This window comes from Dyadobacter psychrotolerans (assembly GCF_004349265.1).
Taxonomy (GTDB): domain Bacteria; phylum Bacteroidota; class Bacteroidia; order Cytophagales; family Spirosomataceae; genus Dyadobacter; species Dyadobacter psychrotolerans.
Window position 1 is genome coordinate 330,133 of sequence record NZ_SMFL01000002.1, and the last position, 13,004, is coordinate 343,136.

The 13,004-nt window shown below is 39.3% G+C and carries 17 protein-coding genes and 1 pseudogene; 5 read left to right on the forward strand and 13 right to left on the reverse strand.

The window, feature by feature from the left end:
* Positions 1 to 52: 52 nt before the first annotated feature.
* From E0F88_RS05210 to E0F88_RS34215, 3 genes and pseudogenes are all read left to right on the forward strand, one after another.
* Positions 53 to 868 (forward strand): helix-turn-helix domain-containing protein, encoded by an 816-nt coding sequence (locus E0F88_RS05210; RefSeq protein ID WP_131957088.1) that lies wholly within the window; start codon positions 53 to 55, stop codon positions 866 to 868.
* Between the two features lie 65 nt (positions 869 to 933).
* The gene (locus tag E0F88_RS05215) at positions 934 to 1,401 is read left to right on the forward strand and encodes a DUF6265 family protein (RefSeq protein WP_131957090.1); all 468 of its coding nucleotides are present in this window, start codon (positions 934 to 936) and stop codon (positions 1,399 to 1,401) included.
* 25 nt (positions 1,402 to 1,426) lie between these two features.
* Positions 1,427 to 1,549, forward strand: a pseudogene (locus tag E0F88_RS34215) (amidohydrolase family protein); the annotation flags it as partial.
* A gap of 536 nt (positions 1,550 to 2,085) precedes the next feature.
* Here E0F88_RS34215 and E0F88_RS05225 read toward each other — a convergent pair.
* The 5 genes from E0F88_RS05225 to E0F88_RS05245 form a co-directional block, all read right to left on the reverse strand.
* The gene (locus E0F88_RS05225; protein ID WP_131957092.1) at positions 2,086 to 2,364 is read right to left on the reverse strand and encodes a YtxH domain-containing protein; all 279 of its coding nucleotides are present in this window, start codon (positions 2,362 to 2,364) and stop codon (positions 2,086 to 2,088) included.
* A 171-nt stretch (positions 2,365 to 2,535) separates the two neighbouring features.
* On the reverse strand, positions 2,536 to 3,096 hold the full coding sequence (locus tag E0F88_RS05230; RefSeq protein ID WP_131957094.1) for a helix-turn-helix domain-containing protein: 561 nt from the start codon (positions 3,094 to 3,096) through the stop codon (positions 2,536 to 2,538).
* A 287-nt stretch (positions 3,097 to 3,383) separates the two neighbouring features.
* A complete protein-coding gene (locus E0F88_RS05235; RefSeq protein WP_131957096.1) occupies positions 3,384 to 3,674 on the reverse strand; it encodes a BON domain-containing protein in 291 nt (96 codons plus the stop codon).
* A gap of 111 nt (positions 3,675 to 3,785) precedes the next feature.
* Entirely contained in the window at positions 3,786 to 4,067 is a 282-nt protein-coding gene (locus E0F88_RS05240; protein ID WP_131957098.1) for a hypothetical protein, read from the reverse strand.
* A 107-nt stretch (positions 4,068 to 4,174) separates the two neighbouring features.
* Complete coding sequence (locus tag E0F88_RS05245; RefSeq protein ID WP_131957099.1) at positions 4,175 to 4,735, reverse strand: helix-turn-helix domain-containing protein; 561 nt, start codon at positions 4,733 to 4,735, stop codon at positions 4,175 to 4,177.
* Positions 4,736 to 4,983: 248 nt separating this feature from the next.
* Here E0F88_RS05245 and E0F88_RS05250 point away from each other — a divergent pair, with 248 nt between their 5' ends.
* Entirely contained in the window at positions 4,984 to 5,562 is a 579-nt protein-coding gene (locus E0F88_RS05250; protein WP_131957101.1) for a porin family protein, read from the forward strand.
* Between the two features lie 108 nt (positions 5,563 to 5,670).
* Here E0F88_RS05250 and E0F88_RS05255 read toward each other — a convergent pair whose 3' ends face one another.
* From E0F88_RS05255 to E0F88_RS05275, 5 genes are all read right to left on the reverse strand, one after another.
* Entirely contained in the window at positions 5,671 to 6,414 is a 744-nt protein-coding gene (locus tag E0F88_RS05255) for a YoaK family protein (protein WP_131957103.1), read from the reverse strand.
* Between the two features lie 125 nt (positions 6,415 to 6,539).
* Positions 6,540 to 7,922 (reverse strand): NAD-dependent succinate-semialdehyde dehydrogenase, encoded by a 1,383-nt coding sequence (locus tag E0F88_RS05260; protein ID WP_131957105.1) that lies wholly within the window; start codon positions 7,920 to 7,922, stop codon positions 6,540 to 6,542.
* 75 nt (positions 7,923 to 7,997) lie between these two features.
* Positions 7,998 to 8,675, reverse strand: a complete 678-nt coding sequence (locus tag E0F88_RS05265; RefSeq protein WP_131957107.1) for an ATP-binding protein — start codon at positions 8,673 to 8,675, stop codon at positions 7,998 to 8,000.
* Positions 8,676 to 8,788: 113 nt separating this feature from the next.
* The gene (locus E0F88_RS05270) at positions 8,789 to 9,187 is read right to left on the reverse strand and encodes a cupin domain-containing protein (RefSeq protein WP_131957108.1); all 399 of its coding nucleotides are present in this window, start codon (positions 9,185 to 9,187) and stop codon (positions 8,789 to 8,791) included.
* Between the two features lie 62 nt (positions 9,188 to 9,249).
* Positions 9,250 to 9,555, reverse strand: coding sequence for a type 1 glutamine amidotransferase family protein (locus E0F88_RS05275; protein WP_131957110.1), 306 nt, complete (start codon positions 9,553 to 9,555; stop codon positions 9,250 to 9,252).
* A gap of 515 nt (positions 9,556 to 10,070) precedes the next feature.
* Here E0F88_RS05275 and E0F88_RS05280 point away from each other — a divergent pair.
* Positions 10,071 to 10,523 (forward strand): hypothetical protein, encoded by a 453-nt coding sequence (locus E0F88_RS05280; protein ID WP_131957112.1) that lies wholly within the window; start codon positions 10,071 to 10,073, stop codon positions 10,521 to 10,523.
* Positions 10,524 to 10,857: 334 nt separating this feature from the next.
* Here E0F88_RS05280 and E0F88_RS05285 read toward each other — a convergent pair whose 3' ends face one another.
* The 3 genes from E0F88_RS05285 to E0F88_RS05295 form a co-directional block, all read right to left on the reverse strand.
* Positions 10,858 to 11,223 (reverse strand): cupin domain-containing protein, encoded by a 366-nt coding sequence (locus tag E0F88_RS05285; RefSeq protein WP_131957114.1) that lies wholly within the window; start codon positions 11,221 to 11,223, stop codon positions 10,858 to 10,860.
* A gap of 394 nt (positions 11,224 to 11,617) precedes the next feature.
* Positions 11,618 to 11,842, reverse strand: a complete 225-nt coding sequence (locus E0F88_RS34220; RefSeq protein ID WP_229213683.1) for a hypothetical protein — start codon at positions 11,840 to 11,842, stop codon at positions 11,618 to 11,620.
* Between the two features lie 694 nt (positions 11,843 to 12,536).
* On the reverse strand, positions 12,537 to 12,866 hold the full coding sequence (locus tag E0F88_RS05295; RefSeq protein WP_220466235.1) for a hypothetical protein: 330 nt from the start codon (positions 12,864 to 12,866) through the stop codon (positions 12,537 to 12,539).
* Between the last annotated feature and the right edge of the window lie 138 nt (positions 12,867 to 13,004).

Genomic DNA, 13,004 nt, shown 5'->3' on the forward strand with positions numbered 1-13,004 from the left:
TTTGGCTAAGGCATCATTTAATTATCTATCTTACTATTTCAAAACAGGTAACATGGAATTTACCAGAATTATGCCACATACCGATCTGGAAGGATTTATTGAATGCTACTGGATGATGTACAGTCAGGATTCAGTGCCTCAGGTTGAGAAGATCATTCCGGATGGCTTTACGGAAATCATTTTCAATTACGCAGACGTTTACAAATCCAAAATTAATGGAGACTGGACATTGCAATCTCCGAATTTAATGGCCGGACAACTCAAAACCTTCTTTTATCTCCGGAATACCGGCCGTACCGGTTCCATCGCGATTAAACTGAAACCCGCAGCATTAACCCAGTTATTTGGTTTTAGTATGGATCAGTATCTGGATAAAATTATAGATCTGGACTCGCTGCAAAATCCTGAACTTGGAAAGTTAAAGAAAATATTAGACGACTGTGTCAAACTTGGGTGCAACAGGCAAGAGCAATTCGTAAAGAAAATCCTGGACGAATATTTTGTGAAGCTTATTGAGACTGCGCCGGAAAATCCCTTAGAAGGACCATTGAATCTGATATTTAATTCCAACGGACTGGTGACTGTATCAGACATGGTAGCAGTATCTGGGATTGGCGAACGTCAACTGGAGCGTCTGTTTAAAAAATATATAGGCCTATCGCCAAAATACTACGCGAGGATTATCCGGTTTAACTACATATTTCAATTGATTAAATCGAAAGAAAACAGTTGGGCGGAAATCGTTTACCAGTCTGGGTTTTATGATCAATCGCATTTCATCCATAATTTCAAGGCTTTCACAGGTGAAGACCCTTCAGCCTACTTTTTCGGGGAGAAAAACATGGCCAATTTCTTTTTGAACAAATAGCGTACCGTGTCGGTTTTATACAATACAAGAAGAGGGAATGCGTCTATTTTTGCTGAAAAAACAAAATGAGCACAAATAAACTACTTCTGATTATCTCCCTGCTACTGGTAATGGATGTCAGCAATGCACAGGAAAGTAACAAGCAAAAATTTAGAAAACTGGAATGGCTGACCGGAAAATGGATCCGGACCAATTCAAGTGCAGGCCAATCGGGTTATGAGGCCTGGAATAAAGTGTCAGATTTGAAACTGAGCGGCAAAGGAGTTACCCTCAAAGGAAAAGAGGTTATTTTTACCGAGAAACTGGAATTGATTGTGAAAGGAAATGATATTTTTTATGTAGTATCGGTGACTGGTGAGCCAAAGCCTGTCTACTTCAAGCTGACTGCAATTACGGATAATGGCTTTACCTGTGAAAACCCAAAGCATGACTTTCCTAAAAAAATAACATATAGCCGGAGCGGTAATCATGTAAAAGCGGTGATTTCAGGTGATGGTAAGAGTGTTGATTATATGTTCTTGCGCGAGGAGTAAGGGCAGGATCTATGTTAGTTGACCGAAATACCATGCACACTGGAACATGTACGGTATGGGACTAAGCGACCAAATACTAAAAAAGGTTTATTACAAAAATGCCCTTACATTACTTCCGGGTTTAAACAGGTCGTTGTTTCCTGATTAATTTAAATACATTTAGCCAACACTCAGTTAAACTATGGTGCCCGGACGGCTTTGTTTCCTCTGATAGCATAGATGTTACACGATGGTGCGCAATTTTAGTTTTTTACGGTTGTCTTTTGTGGTGTTTGGCAATGGTGCTTTTTAAGGCATAGGCCACGGTTTAGAACAAACAGTCAACGCAGCGCTAAAGCCCAATTTGAAAATTTAGCTTGAATGTAAGAACGCAACCCCCATGACGCCAAACATGTGTTACAAACTGCCCTTCTGTCTTTCGTCGTTTATCTGTACGGTTGGTTGCTATGTCTGTGTAGCTGGAAAGGCATACTCTTTTGCAAGCTTTGGCTTGTGCAAAAAAGTGTGCCCGTTTTTGGGAGCCATCTCATATTTCTCAATCTATTGGAATTCATTTTTTCACTCTGGCCATAATTGCTTCAGGTCCAGCGGTTGAAGCTTTTTGAGCCACTGCCTTATTTCAGCTTAATTTTGGCTGGAATTGTTTTAGAACATGATTGATGGTGTATATCAGGAATGGATTATTTAAACAATAATTTCATTTTTCTGATCTGAATCTGCCCAATTGCGAATATTTTCATCGGGTACTGCAATAAAAACTTCGTCTAAAATCGCATCAATTTTTGTTTTTATCTCACAAACAATACGGTTGTAACGGATGATTTTTTCTTCCAGCAAATCTTCTGCCTTGCGTTTGATTTTTTGTCTTGTTTGTGAACCTTTATCAGGAGCGAGCAATATTCCGATAATAATACCTGCTGAGCCAGATAGGACCATGCTGCACAATATGTTTCCAATTTTCATAATTTGCTAATGTAGATTTTTAAAAGATAAAATATGCCAAATGACGTTTTGGTATATACGTATTAGCATGACTTGGATTTAAATCTGTTTGACGTAACCCGAGCGGTACTTTAAAATTGCAAAAATTAATAGTACTATTTGTTACATATAAAATATGAGAAGTTACACTTTTTACATGTTTTCAAGATTGTTCCATCTTTTTTGACTTTGATGCATATAAATCGACGGGGATAGGCCTGTGACTTTCTTAAATTGGTTTGAAAGGTGAGAGACGCTGCTGTAATGTAGTTTATAAGAAATCTCTGTCAGATTTAGCTCTTTGTACTGCAGCAGCTCCTTAACCCTTTCAATTTTATGATTGATTATAAAATGTTGGATGTCTATCCCTTTTTCCTCAGAAAAAAGGTTGGATAGGTAAGTATAATCATAACCCACTTTTCTGCTGATATAGTCGGAATAATTGGTTTTTGGGAGATCATCGGTATAATGTACGAGTTCGATAATAACGTTTTTAATTTTCTCAATCAAAATGCTTCGTTTGTCCTCCAGTAATTCTAGTCCCGAACTGAGCAAATTTTCTCTGAGGCATTTACGTTGTGAGATCGTTATTTTTTTCAGCAATTGAACAACGCCCAGGTCGACTTTACAGACATCTAGACCCAGTTTTGCCAATTCTTCCCTAACCCTGATTTTGCAACGTAAACTGACCATATTCTTAATGTAGAGTACCATATAGGCTAAGTTTGGTTTGTAGTTACAATGAGATTTTACAAAGATGGCTGATCCATTCCCCAATTTTGAACTTATTCGAAAGGTAGGGTTATGTTTGACTTAAATAGGTGACTATCATCACAATCGGTACTGATCGTTATTACATTACAGAATATTAAGAATTAATGATCCTTCGAAGTTTAAGTGAGCTTAGTTACCGCAAAAAGAGGAGGTAATGATGATTACCTCCTCTTTTAATGTCTGACTGATAGTAGATTATGTTAAATCGAACTGCGGAATAGCGTTTTCTACTGGGTGTATTCGTTGTGGTAGGTGAGGTAGTTGATAACCGCCCTGATACCGAAAATATCTCTGATGCATTTTTGAGCCGATATTCGCTCCTTCAATAAATTTACTGTTCCTTCTAAAAATACAAGACGGCCCGCAACGCGCACCCGGATCTTTTCACAATTTATAAATACGTTAGCCTGTAACGCATTTATAACTTTTCTCTCAAGATTTTTATCTGTTTCGAGTTTGGTAGCCTCAGAGTCATAATCTGGCTCGCAGGATTTTTGGACTGCTGTGGTATTGGTCATAATTGAAAATTTTTGAAGGAATGAGTTGCATGAAGATGAATCAGACTTTCTTTTTCAGGATGTTACTTCGGGGAAAAAATGCGCGATTAAAATAGTCCGGAGAACTGCAAATCAGGCTATTTCAAGGTTGTTTTTAAGCAGATTGGAAACGGCAAGCGTTCTTTCGGCTTGTCTGGCCTCTTTAAGCTGTTTTTTTACTTCGTTGGCAAATAGTTTGTTTTCCCTGGATAATTTCTTTTGTGCAATGTGTAAAAAATCCTTATAAAGCTTCTTCGCTGCTTTACGGATTACATTTTCCTCCTTTGATGTGTCTTTATTATTCTCATCAATTTTCAGGTTTACGTTAAGTGCCTGAATGATTTCTGTAACGCGTTGTTGTTTTTCTGGTTTCATGACGTCTAATATTAAAACGGATTTCATTGATCGTGAATCCTGTTACGCAAAGGTGCATTGAAAGTCCACGCAAAATCTTACATAACGGTCTGAATAAGTTACACATCTTACATATTTTCCAGGTTTTCAGTGCGTTGTATTTTTAGTTTTCTAAAATAGGAAGGAGACAACCCGGTAATTTTTTTGAACTGGTTTGACAGGTGCGATACGCTGCTGTAGTGGAGTCTGAAAGCAATTTCAGTCAGATTGAGTTCTTCATATAATAATAATTCCTTCACCTTTTCAATTTTATGAAGTATGATGAATTGTTGAATATTTATTCCTTTTACTTCCGAAAAAGTATTGGATAGATAGGTGTAGTCATAACCCAGTTTTTCGCTGATGTAATCTGAATAATTGGTTACTGGCAGTTCCTCTGCATAGTGTACCATCTCTATGATTACGGCTTTTATTTTTTCGATCAATATCCCCTTCTTATCATCGAGCAGTTCAAGTCCTGAGCGGAGCAGGTTTTTTTTTAGTTCATCGTGTTGCTCCCGCGTGATGTCTTCAAGAATTTCAACCGTACCCAAATCGACGATCACATAATGAAGTCCTAGTTTGGTTAACTCTTCTTTCACCAGCATTTTGCAGCGCAGGCTGACCATATATTTAATGTACAGTATCATACAGGATGTAGAAAGGTAATTTTCATTAGTCAGGATATGCGACAGTCAATTTCGCTAATCTGTGATTAATGCAACTAATGAGAATTGATGTGTAATACTTAACATACTTAATTCTGCAAGCTTTGTAAAAGTAAGATATTAGTTACTACAATCATGCCTCGTACCATTATTTAGCAGTAGTAATATATCGTTTTCGGGGCTTACAGTCAGTAAAGCCAAAATTAATTTTAATTATCTCAAACAACACAATGAAAAAATTATCAATTACAGTTCTACTATTCGCATTCAGCACAATTGCTTTTGCGCAGTCATTCAGTTTTGGCCCGAAAGCGGGTGTTAACGTCAGCAATTACTCGGGTGGAAATATTAATTCAGATGCAAAAGTGGGTTATCATTTGGGCGGGCTACTGAATTTTGGTTTTGGAGAGATTTTCTCTATTCAACCCGAAGTACTTTTTTCTACTCAGGGAGCCAAGGTTGAAAATGCAGGAAGCAAGAAAGATTTTAAAATCAATTACCTGAATATTCCGGTCATGCTGAAATTTAGGATAGCAAATGGATTTTACATTGAGGGCGGTCCGCAGGCTGGTTTCAGACTCACTGAAAGTATTCCGGACCAGACAATCAATAATTTTGCGAAGGGCTTGGATCTTTCAGCGGGTGCAGGGCTGGGATACCAATCCGATGCTGGCATTGGGGTAGGGCTTCGTTATATGGCTGGACTGTCGAAGGTAGGGGACTTCTCCGGAAGAGATATAAGTCCCGATTTTAAAAACAGTGTGATTCAGGCAAGTGTGTTTTGGGTTATTCCGATTATTAAAAAATAGGTAATACTGCGTTGATTGAGTTGGGCGTGATTGGGTTTATTCCAATTTCTCCCTTCTCTTATTGGGTGAAATCCTGGTAATCCATTAGGTTTATTGACCTGCCTTATTTTATGTCTTTTCTGGTTTAAAAGTCCTTGAATTTATCCGGTAATAACGTTTTACATCAAGCCTAAAAACATCATACAGCAATACAAGGGCTAAAATAATGATAGGAATGTAAAATGATCTGAATCCGATACGCTTGAAAAGATAAGCTCCGGTGATTGCTCCGGAAAGGAATGAGCTGATGATAAATAATTTAAGTTTTATTTTTAAGAGAAGAACCGTGCGATCTTTCACGCTGGTCTTTAACAGTTGTGCCAGTTCAATACCCAGATCTGTAAAAATGCCTGTCAAGTGTGTTGTTCTGACAACGGATCCGGAAACGAGCGTAACCAATGCATTCTGCAGACCCATTGCAAAAAGTAAACTGCCAGGAAGAGCTATTTTGGAAAATGTTGATCCATTGTACCTGTATCCATAAATTGCTGAAAAGCCAAGTATGATGATCTCGATGACAATCGGAACGGAATACGAGTAACGTTGGTTTGCGGCAAAAAGAGATAAAAATAAGCCGGATGTGAAAGCACCAGTAAGAAATAACAACATCCATAAAGCAATTACCTTTGCATTCTCCCAATTTTGCTGGGCAATTCCTTCAGCCAGTAATGCTGCATGACCGGTAATGTTGGTAGTAAGGACAGAAAACCCTAAAAAACCTTCTGCATTAACAAGCCCTGCCGTTAGACCGAGCAGGGTAGCCAGTTTTAAATTATGATTTGGCGTACGATGTGTACCGGAATGACTAAACATGGTTTTTAGATTGCGTCGGGGAAAATTTATTATTTCCTTATATTTAGTTTTTCAAGTATTTCTTCAGAAGCGTCATCAGCAGAAATTTCGTAACCGGATACCAAAGCTTTAAATCTATGTAAAATTTAAAAGGGATCGTTCAGCTCACAAACCCGAATGAGTTTCTTATTGACAAATTCGTCAATTCCCAATTCAGATAATTCACGGCCATAACCAGAACCTTTTGTTCCTCCAAAAGGCAGATCTGCCTGGGTCCATGTCGGGTGGTTGATAAAGACCATCCCTGTATCAATCTGATCAGCAATCAATTTGCCCCTTTCAATATTCTGGGTAAAAACAGAGCCTCCTAACCCGAAGGGAGAATCATTAGCCAGATCAATAGCAGCCTGATCATCTTTTACACGGTAAAATGAAGCAACCGGGCCGAATAATTCTTCGTAATAAGCCGGAATTCCCGGGTGCAGATCCGTCAGAATCGTTGGTGCCATAAAAGCACCAGGTCTGCTCGGACGTTTGCCACCCAGTAAAACCGTTGCTCCCGCATCCACAGATCTTTGCACCTGGTCTGCCAGCGCAACAGCGGCTTCTTCACTGCTTAATGGTCCCAATTGCGTGGCAGCATCCATCGGATCGCCCACAATCAGATTAGCCATTTTATCTTTGAATTTTGTGATGAACTCATCTGCAACAGACTCGATCGCAATAAACCGTTTGGCAGCCACACAGCATTCGCCGTTGTTATTGATCCGTCCGACAACCGCCCATTCAACCGCTTTGTCAATGTCTGCATCTTCCAAAATGATAAAGGCATCACTTCCTCCTAATTCAAGAACCGATTTTTTTAGGTTTTTTCCGGCTTCTGATGCCAAACTGGCACCTGCTGCTTCGCTTCCTGTGAGTGAAACACCCTTGATACGTTTGTCCGATACGAGCATGGATGCACGTTTACCGGAAATCAACAAGTTGGTATAAATACCTTTTGGCGCACCGGCTTCTTTAAACAGAACTTCGATGGCCATTGCGCATTGTGGAACGATGGAAGCGTGTTTTACAAGTACGGTATTGCCAACCATGATATTAGGAGCTGCAAACCGGGCAACCTGATAAAATGGGAAATTCCAGGGTTCAACACCCAGTAAAACACCAATGGGGCTGTAACGGATAAATGCTTTTCCAAACTCAGGCGCAAGCGGTTTGTCGGCCAGGAACCTTGCACCATTATCAGCATAGTAATCCAGAATATCGGCACTTAGATTGATCTCGCCTTCAGCCTGTGAAATAAGTTTGCCCATTTCCATGGTAATCAACCTGGCCAGGTATTGTTTTTGGTCCCGCATCAGCTTGGCTACTGTGTGGAGTAGACCGGCACGCTGTTCGTAGTTGGTTTGTTTCCATGTTGCAAAAGCAGAAACAGCTCCTGAAATGGCTTCATCTACCTGAAAAACACTCATTTCTTCGAATGATTTAAGGAGCTCGTTTGTATTTGGGTCAACTGTTTGAATGGCCATAATTGGTGGTTTGTTAAAATTTATATTGATTTAGCTTGCTGATGAATTCGGGGAGGAGGAGCAAATGTTTTAGTATCAGTTTTTGTCAAATAACAGGAAGAAATGCGTTCCTGAACCCAGCTGTGATTCCACATGTACCGTTACATGATTTGATTCGAGAATATCGTAAGTAGCCGCCAACCCAATCCCCATGCCGCCGGGCCGGCTTGTGAAATTGGCGTTAAAAATGTTTTTAAGATTTTTTTCGCTTATACCGCAGCCGTTGTCCTCGATCTGTACGACGTATTTATCGGCAATGGACATCGTGACCACTTTCAACTCCCGATACTGCGAATCCATTGCCTCAATCGCATTTACGATAATATTGGTCAGGGCAATTTTCATTTTCGGGCGGTTTAAAGCAACAATACAGTCTGTTGGATCATATTCTTTACACACCATGATGTTATTCAGCAGAATTCTGTCTTTAGCCATTTCAACAACTTCATCCAGCAGGTGGTGAAGAGACTGGTTTGCCATCTGCGTTTCATCCAAACTGCGATTTTTGACCATTTCATTAACCAGCTCGTTGATCCTTTCCGAGCTGCGTTTGATGATATCGACATACATTTTCAGCTCCTCATCCTGATGATCTGCAAGCATCAGTGTCAGCGACAAATCAATTGTTGCCAGTGGATTACGAATTTCATGTGCCAGTGTGGCCGTGAAATCACAAGCCACAGGTACGTCGAATAATGGATTGAATGGATTCATGAGTTGAGATTATTTAGGCAAGATCCTGTCAGCAAAGGTGTATGTATTCCAACGGGTAAGTTTATACGCGAAGAGGGAATTGTTACATGAATCACAGATTTGAAAGCGAATGGTTATTCGCTCGTTTTACCATCAAATTTTTCTTCGTTTGATTCCGCCTCTTCCTTCGTGGCTTTGACGATTTTATCATGATGATTAGGCGGGCCGTAAATCGTGTACATTTTTAATTCAGCAGAGCTGTCGGTATTTATAATATTGTGCTTTGCCCCCGCAGGTACCAGCACCACGTCACCCCCTTTCACCTCATATGCATGTTCGTCAATAACGCATTTGCCCGTACCACTTTCAAACCGGAAAAACTGATCATTTTTTTTATGAATTTCAGCTCCGATGTTTTCACCTGCTTTCAAACTCATTAACACCAATTGGAGGTGTTCGCCGGTATACAGGACTTTTCTGAAATTGTTATTTTCCTGTGTGTCCTTTTCGATATTACTATGAAATCCTTTCATTTGGATATTTAGTTTTAGATTTGAATTTTTAATCAGGGATTTGATCTGGTTTGAAAAATTTATTATTCCCCAAGTTCAAGTTCCTGATTTTTCAGCGCGTTTGACATCGTCATTGCTGACAAAAGCATTTGGGCCGTCGCCTGCGATGACGCTGGATTTTGCCCGGTAATCAGCAGACCATCCTGCACGGTATGCACGCCCCAATCTGCACCATTACTGTAATTTGCACCCAGTCTCTTTAGCTCGGTTTCCAATGAAAACGGAACAATGTCTGCAAGGTTAACTGCTATTTCTTCGGTATTAGAAAAGCCTGTGAGGTTTTTTCCTTGTACCAGCGGCAGGCCAACGGACGTTTTAACATTTATCAAGGCAGCAGGACCGTGACATACAAAAGCAATAGGTTTTTGATGATTGTAAAAATCTTCGATCAGCTGGATTGAGTTTTTGTCAACCGCTTAATCCCACAAAGGTCCATGCTGGTAATGCCCAGTTCACTATGGGATGTCAATACGATCAGTATTTTCATTGGTTGTATTTTTAAAATGTTTGTTATCTTTTTTGATCTCGAACCGCGTGCGAAAAGATTGGGATGATACTTTGCAAAGGTTTGATATTTAAAAGCCGGGAGTATTATATCTGGTATGGAAAGAATTGCATAAATCACTGCTTTCTTTTGATGGTTTCTTTAAGTTTTCTGGCCGGAAGTGCTAATCAGTAAACTATGTAAGAATCAGGCATTAACATACAACACTTTTTCTTTTGATATCTGCGACTTTTACTGGAAGTGGACTTCTGTTATCACCGTAAAAAAACAGTTACGGAAATCCTGAAATTGAAAAAATATTTAATAATGATCATCTCCCTGACTTTTAAAATCAGTACAATGAAATTATCCAATAAACAAAATTTGCTCATTTCTCTCCTGGGTTTTCTTAGCTTGGGCGCTATGTTCGGCGGAGGCGTACTGATCATTTCCCCAACCGGCAAATTGATTGGTATGCCATTGTCGATCCTGGCTGCTTCTCCGTTTCATGATTTTTTGATACCAGGTATCCTGTTATTTATCGTGCTGGGTATCTTTCCTATGCTATTGATCTTTGCGTTGTCAGGAAAAGTCGAAAGTCCACTTGCAGAACGTTTCAATATCTTTCAGGATATGATATGGTCATGGAGTTTTTGCATCTATCAGGCCTTTGCGCTGATCATCTGGATCCAGCTTGAAATGGTGTTCTTACATGCCGTGCACTGGCTGCATACCTTTTATATGTTTTATGCAATTGTGATGCTTTTGGTGGCGCTGCTGCCGCAGGTGAGGGATTTGTATAAAAATAGATAACATCAAATGGTCTGTACGTCACGACCAATGGAACCTTATTTCAAAGCCCAGCTCTGCATTAAGTTTCCTAAGTTCTCACCGTTGTTTTTTCTTCTGCTTTTCGGATTGGCTTGCTGGGCCAATTACTCCATGGCCATGGATAATCCTGCTTCAATATGAGCATCAGTTGGAATACCTTCTCCAATCCAAAACACTACCCACCCCAGGAGTCTGGACGATACCCAATAAGGCAAATCGTTTGTTACAAGTCGCGCTTGCTTTCATCCATAGCGATAAGCACTTCCCATTGACCATTATAGCATGTGCTGTGTAAGCCCGAGTGTTCTGTTCTTTGTCATTCATATCCACTTTTGATTACCGTTGAAATCATTTTGAACTGCTCTTCGGCAGAAAAGGAATTTGATTGGTGAGCAGGGATAATGATCCCTTCGCCAAGTTTAAGCTTGTGGATTTTTCCATCGATGGTGATATCCGCTTTCCCGTCAATGATTTGAATATATGTATCAAAAGCAGAATACTTCTGGGCCAATTCTTCACCTGCGGCAAAAGAAGAAACTGTGATGTTTCCTGTTGTCTTTTTTATAATTGTCCTGCTTACTACGGCATGAGGCATGTACTCGATGATTTCAACAATAAAGTGAGCCATTTCTTTCTCCATTTCTGAACCACGCGCTTGTTCACTTTTATCTTTGCTATTCATGAGTTGACTTTAAATTGGAATATGATATAACCGCTGTATGATCCATTGTTTGTCCGCAAATTCAGAATGAACAATTTACACGTTCCGTATTTGCATAAAGGTGACATTATTTTTGCTTGTAATTGTATGAATGCATCATTGAAAGTTGATACGCACCACTAATTTGTTTGAACCATGTAGTTGTAAACAGTTTGAATTCCGCATCCGGTGCAGCTGGTACAAGGTGCAGATAAACTCGTTCCGTGAAAACATCCAGGTGCCATTTGAAAACGAGCTGATTTTCTGGCAGCATGACGTTGGGAGATTTTAACGGGGGGATTTTTGATTTTGAGGGTTTATCAACAGTCTGATATAAGACCGTGAGATGATTAGGGTATTTGCTGAATAATGTCTTTCAAATTTCAATATCCATTTTTCGTAACAAGTCGTTCTCTACCGTGTAGATGTGTTCTACTTCTCCATCAAAGATCAGATTTCCCTGCAAGTCCTTGACAATCTGGTGGACAGTTACTTCAAATGTTCCGTCTGGTCTCTGATCAAACGCGACCGGTTCAACGGTAGGGTTTATTTCCGTCCATTGCCTTGTCCAATACGCCCTTATTTCATCATGCCCGCTCACATAACCACCTTCAAAAGCCTTTACTCCACGTTTTCATGAAACGTCGGAAGTGCCGTATCAATGTCTTTTGAATTAAAAGCGGGATAGGCTTTTTGGATTAGGTTTTTGAAATGGGTGGGCATGGGTGTTGGGTTTTTGGAGTGGTTTTAATTTTGCTTATAACCATTTTTGGGCTTGCTACTGTGCTAGAATTTATATTCGTCCAGTCTCAATACTAAAGGGCAATAGAACTGCTGATGATGAAGGTGAAAATTTGAGCTGAATAAAATTTCGCATGATAAATAAGTTGCTGATATAAAACAAGATATAAGATTTATTCGTCTGCCAGTATAGCAGCAAAGCCCTCATGTACGCCGCCGTGTCTAAACCGTTGCGCATTCTTAAACCATCAAGCCCAGTAGTAGTTTGTAAAGGAATTTGTTCATAGTAAATTAGTTGAATTTATATTCATTTTATAAAATCAAAATTATGTCCAGATGGCTGATGTCAACCCTGCAACTTGTTTATTACGCAGTTTCTGAACCATAGCTCCCAGTTTAATGTCCTAAAATCCTATTCATACCTCAACTCTTACCAGCAAATTACGATAATCATATTTTCGATAATCGTTACTTCTTTCTTTCTCTTTGTTAATTTCAATCAACTCATTTTTGACTTCAATCCTTAACCAATATTCCGGATCTAAATTTGAGAATTAACTCAACTTCAATACGATGCTTGCATTTAGTTTTCTTTCTCCAACCAGATACTTATGAAGATAACTATCCTTCATTTCAAACAAATTAGCTAGCTTCTTTTGGGTTACGTTAAACGTTTTAAGGTATAATTTGACAAAGTCCAAAACCCTTAGTCTGTCAGATATACTTTTAGATTCAATATAGTCTTCAATTCTGTATTGTATGGCCAACAATTCAGTTCTTAACTTTTGCTCATGGGATTGATTTTCAGAGTGACCAGTTATGAATTCTTTTAAAGAGGTCCTTTTGTCATCAATCCAAATTTCAGTTAATTCGTTACTTTTCATACTGTTTAGTTTCCTATTAAGTTATCTAATTAGATAATAGTTGCCAAATTCACTGGAATTTTTTTTACAAAAATTACTTGTGTGGTAGGCCAGACAAAAAATGAAGAACCCAACCAGAATTCTCCAAATGCCATTTTT

Excerpts from the sequence above, each read along its gene's own strand:
- E0F88_RS05240 (WP_131957098.1), bottom strand. The coding sequence starts at position 4,067 with ATGAAACCAGAAAAACAACAACGCGTTACAGAAATCATTCAGGCACTT.
- E0F88_RS05255 (WP_131957103.1), bottom strand. The coding sequence starts at position 6,414 with ATGTTTAGTCATTCCGGTACACATCGTACGCCAAATCATAATTTAAAA.
- E0F88_RS05295 (WP_220466235.1), bottom strand. The coding sequence starts at position 12,866 with ATGAAAAGTAACGAATTAACTGAAATTTGGATTGATGACAAAAGGACC.
- E0F88_RS05285 (WP_131957114.1), bottom strand. The coding sequence starts at position 11,223 with ATGAATAGCAAAGATAAAAGTGAACAAGCGCGTGGTTCAGAAATGGAG.
- E0F88_RS05215 (WP_131957090.1), top strand. The coding sequence starts at position 934 with ATGAGCACAAATAAACTACTTCTGATTATCTCCCTGCTACTGGTAATG.
- E0F88_RS05235 (WP_131957096.1), bottom strand. The coding sequence starts at position 3,674 with ATGACCAATACCACAGCAGTCCAAAAATCCTGCGAGCCAGATTATGAC.
- E0F88_RS05270 (WP_131957108.1), bottom strand. The coding sequence starts at position 9,187 with ATGAAAGGATTTCATAGTAATATCGAAAAGGACACACAGGAAAATAAC.
- E0F88_RS05280 (WP_131957112.1), top strand. The coding sequence starts at position 10,071 with ATGAAATTATCCAATAAACAAAATTTGCTCATTTCTCTCCTGGGTTTT.
- E0F88_RS05260 (WP_131957105.1), bottom strand. The coding sequence starts at position 7,922 with ATGGCCATTCAAACAGTTGACCCAAATACAAACGAGCTCCTTAAATCA.
- E0F88_RS05265 (WP_131957107.1), bottom strand. The coding sequence starts at position 8,675 with ATGAATCCATTCAATCCATTATTCGACGTACCTGTGGCTTGTGATTTC.
- E0F88_RS05210 (WP_131957088.1), top strand. The coding sequence starts at position 53 with ATGGAATTTACCAGAATTATGCCACATACCGATCTGGAAGGATTTATT.
- E0F88_RS05225 (WP_131957092.1), bottom strand. The coding sequence starts at position 2,364 with ATGAAAATTGGAAACATATTGTGCAGCATGGTCCTATCTGGCTCAGCA.
- E0F88_RS05250 (WP_131957101.1), top strand. The coding sequence starts at position 4,984 with ATGAAAAAATTATCAATTACAGTTCTACTATTCGCATTCAGCACAATT.
- E0F88_RS05230 (WP_131957094.1), bottom strand. The coding sequence starts at position 3,096 with ATGGTACTCTACATTAAGAATATGGTCAGTTTACGTTGCAAAATCAGG.
- E0F88_RS05245 (WP_131957099.1), bottom strand. The coding sequence starts at position 4,735 with ATGATACTGTACATTAAATATATGGTCAGCCTGCGCTGCAAAATGCTG.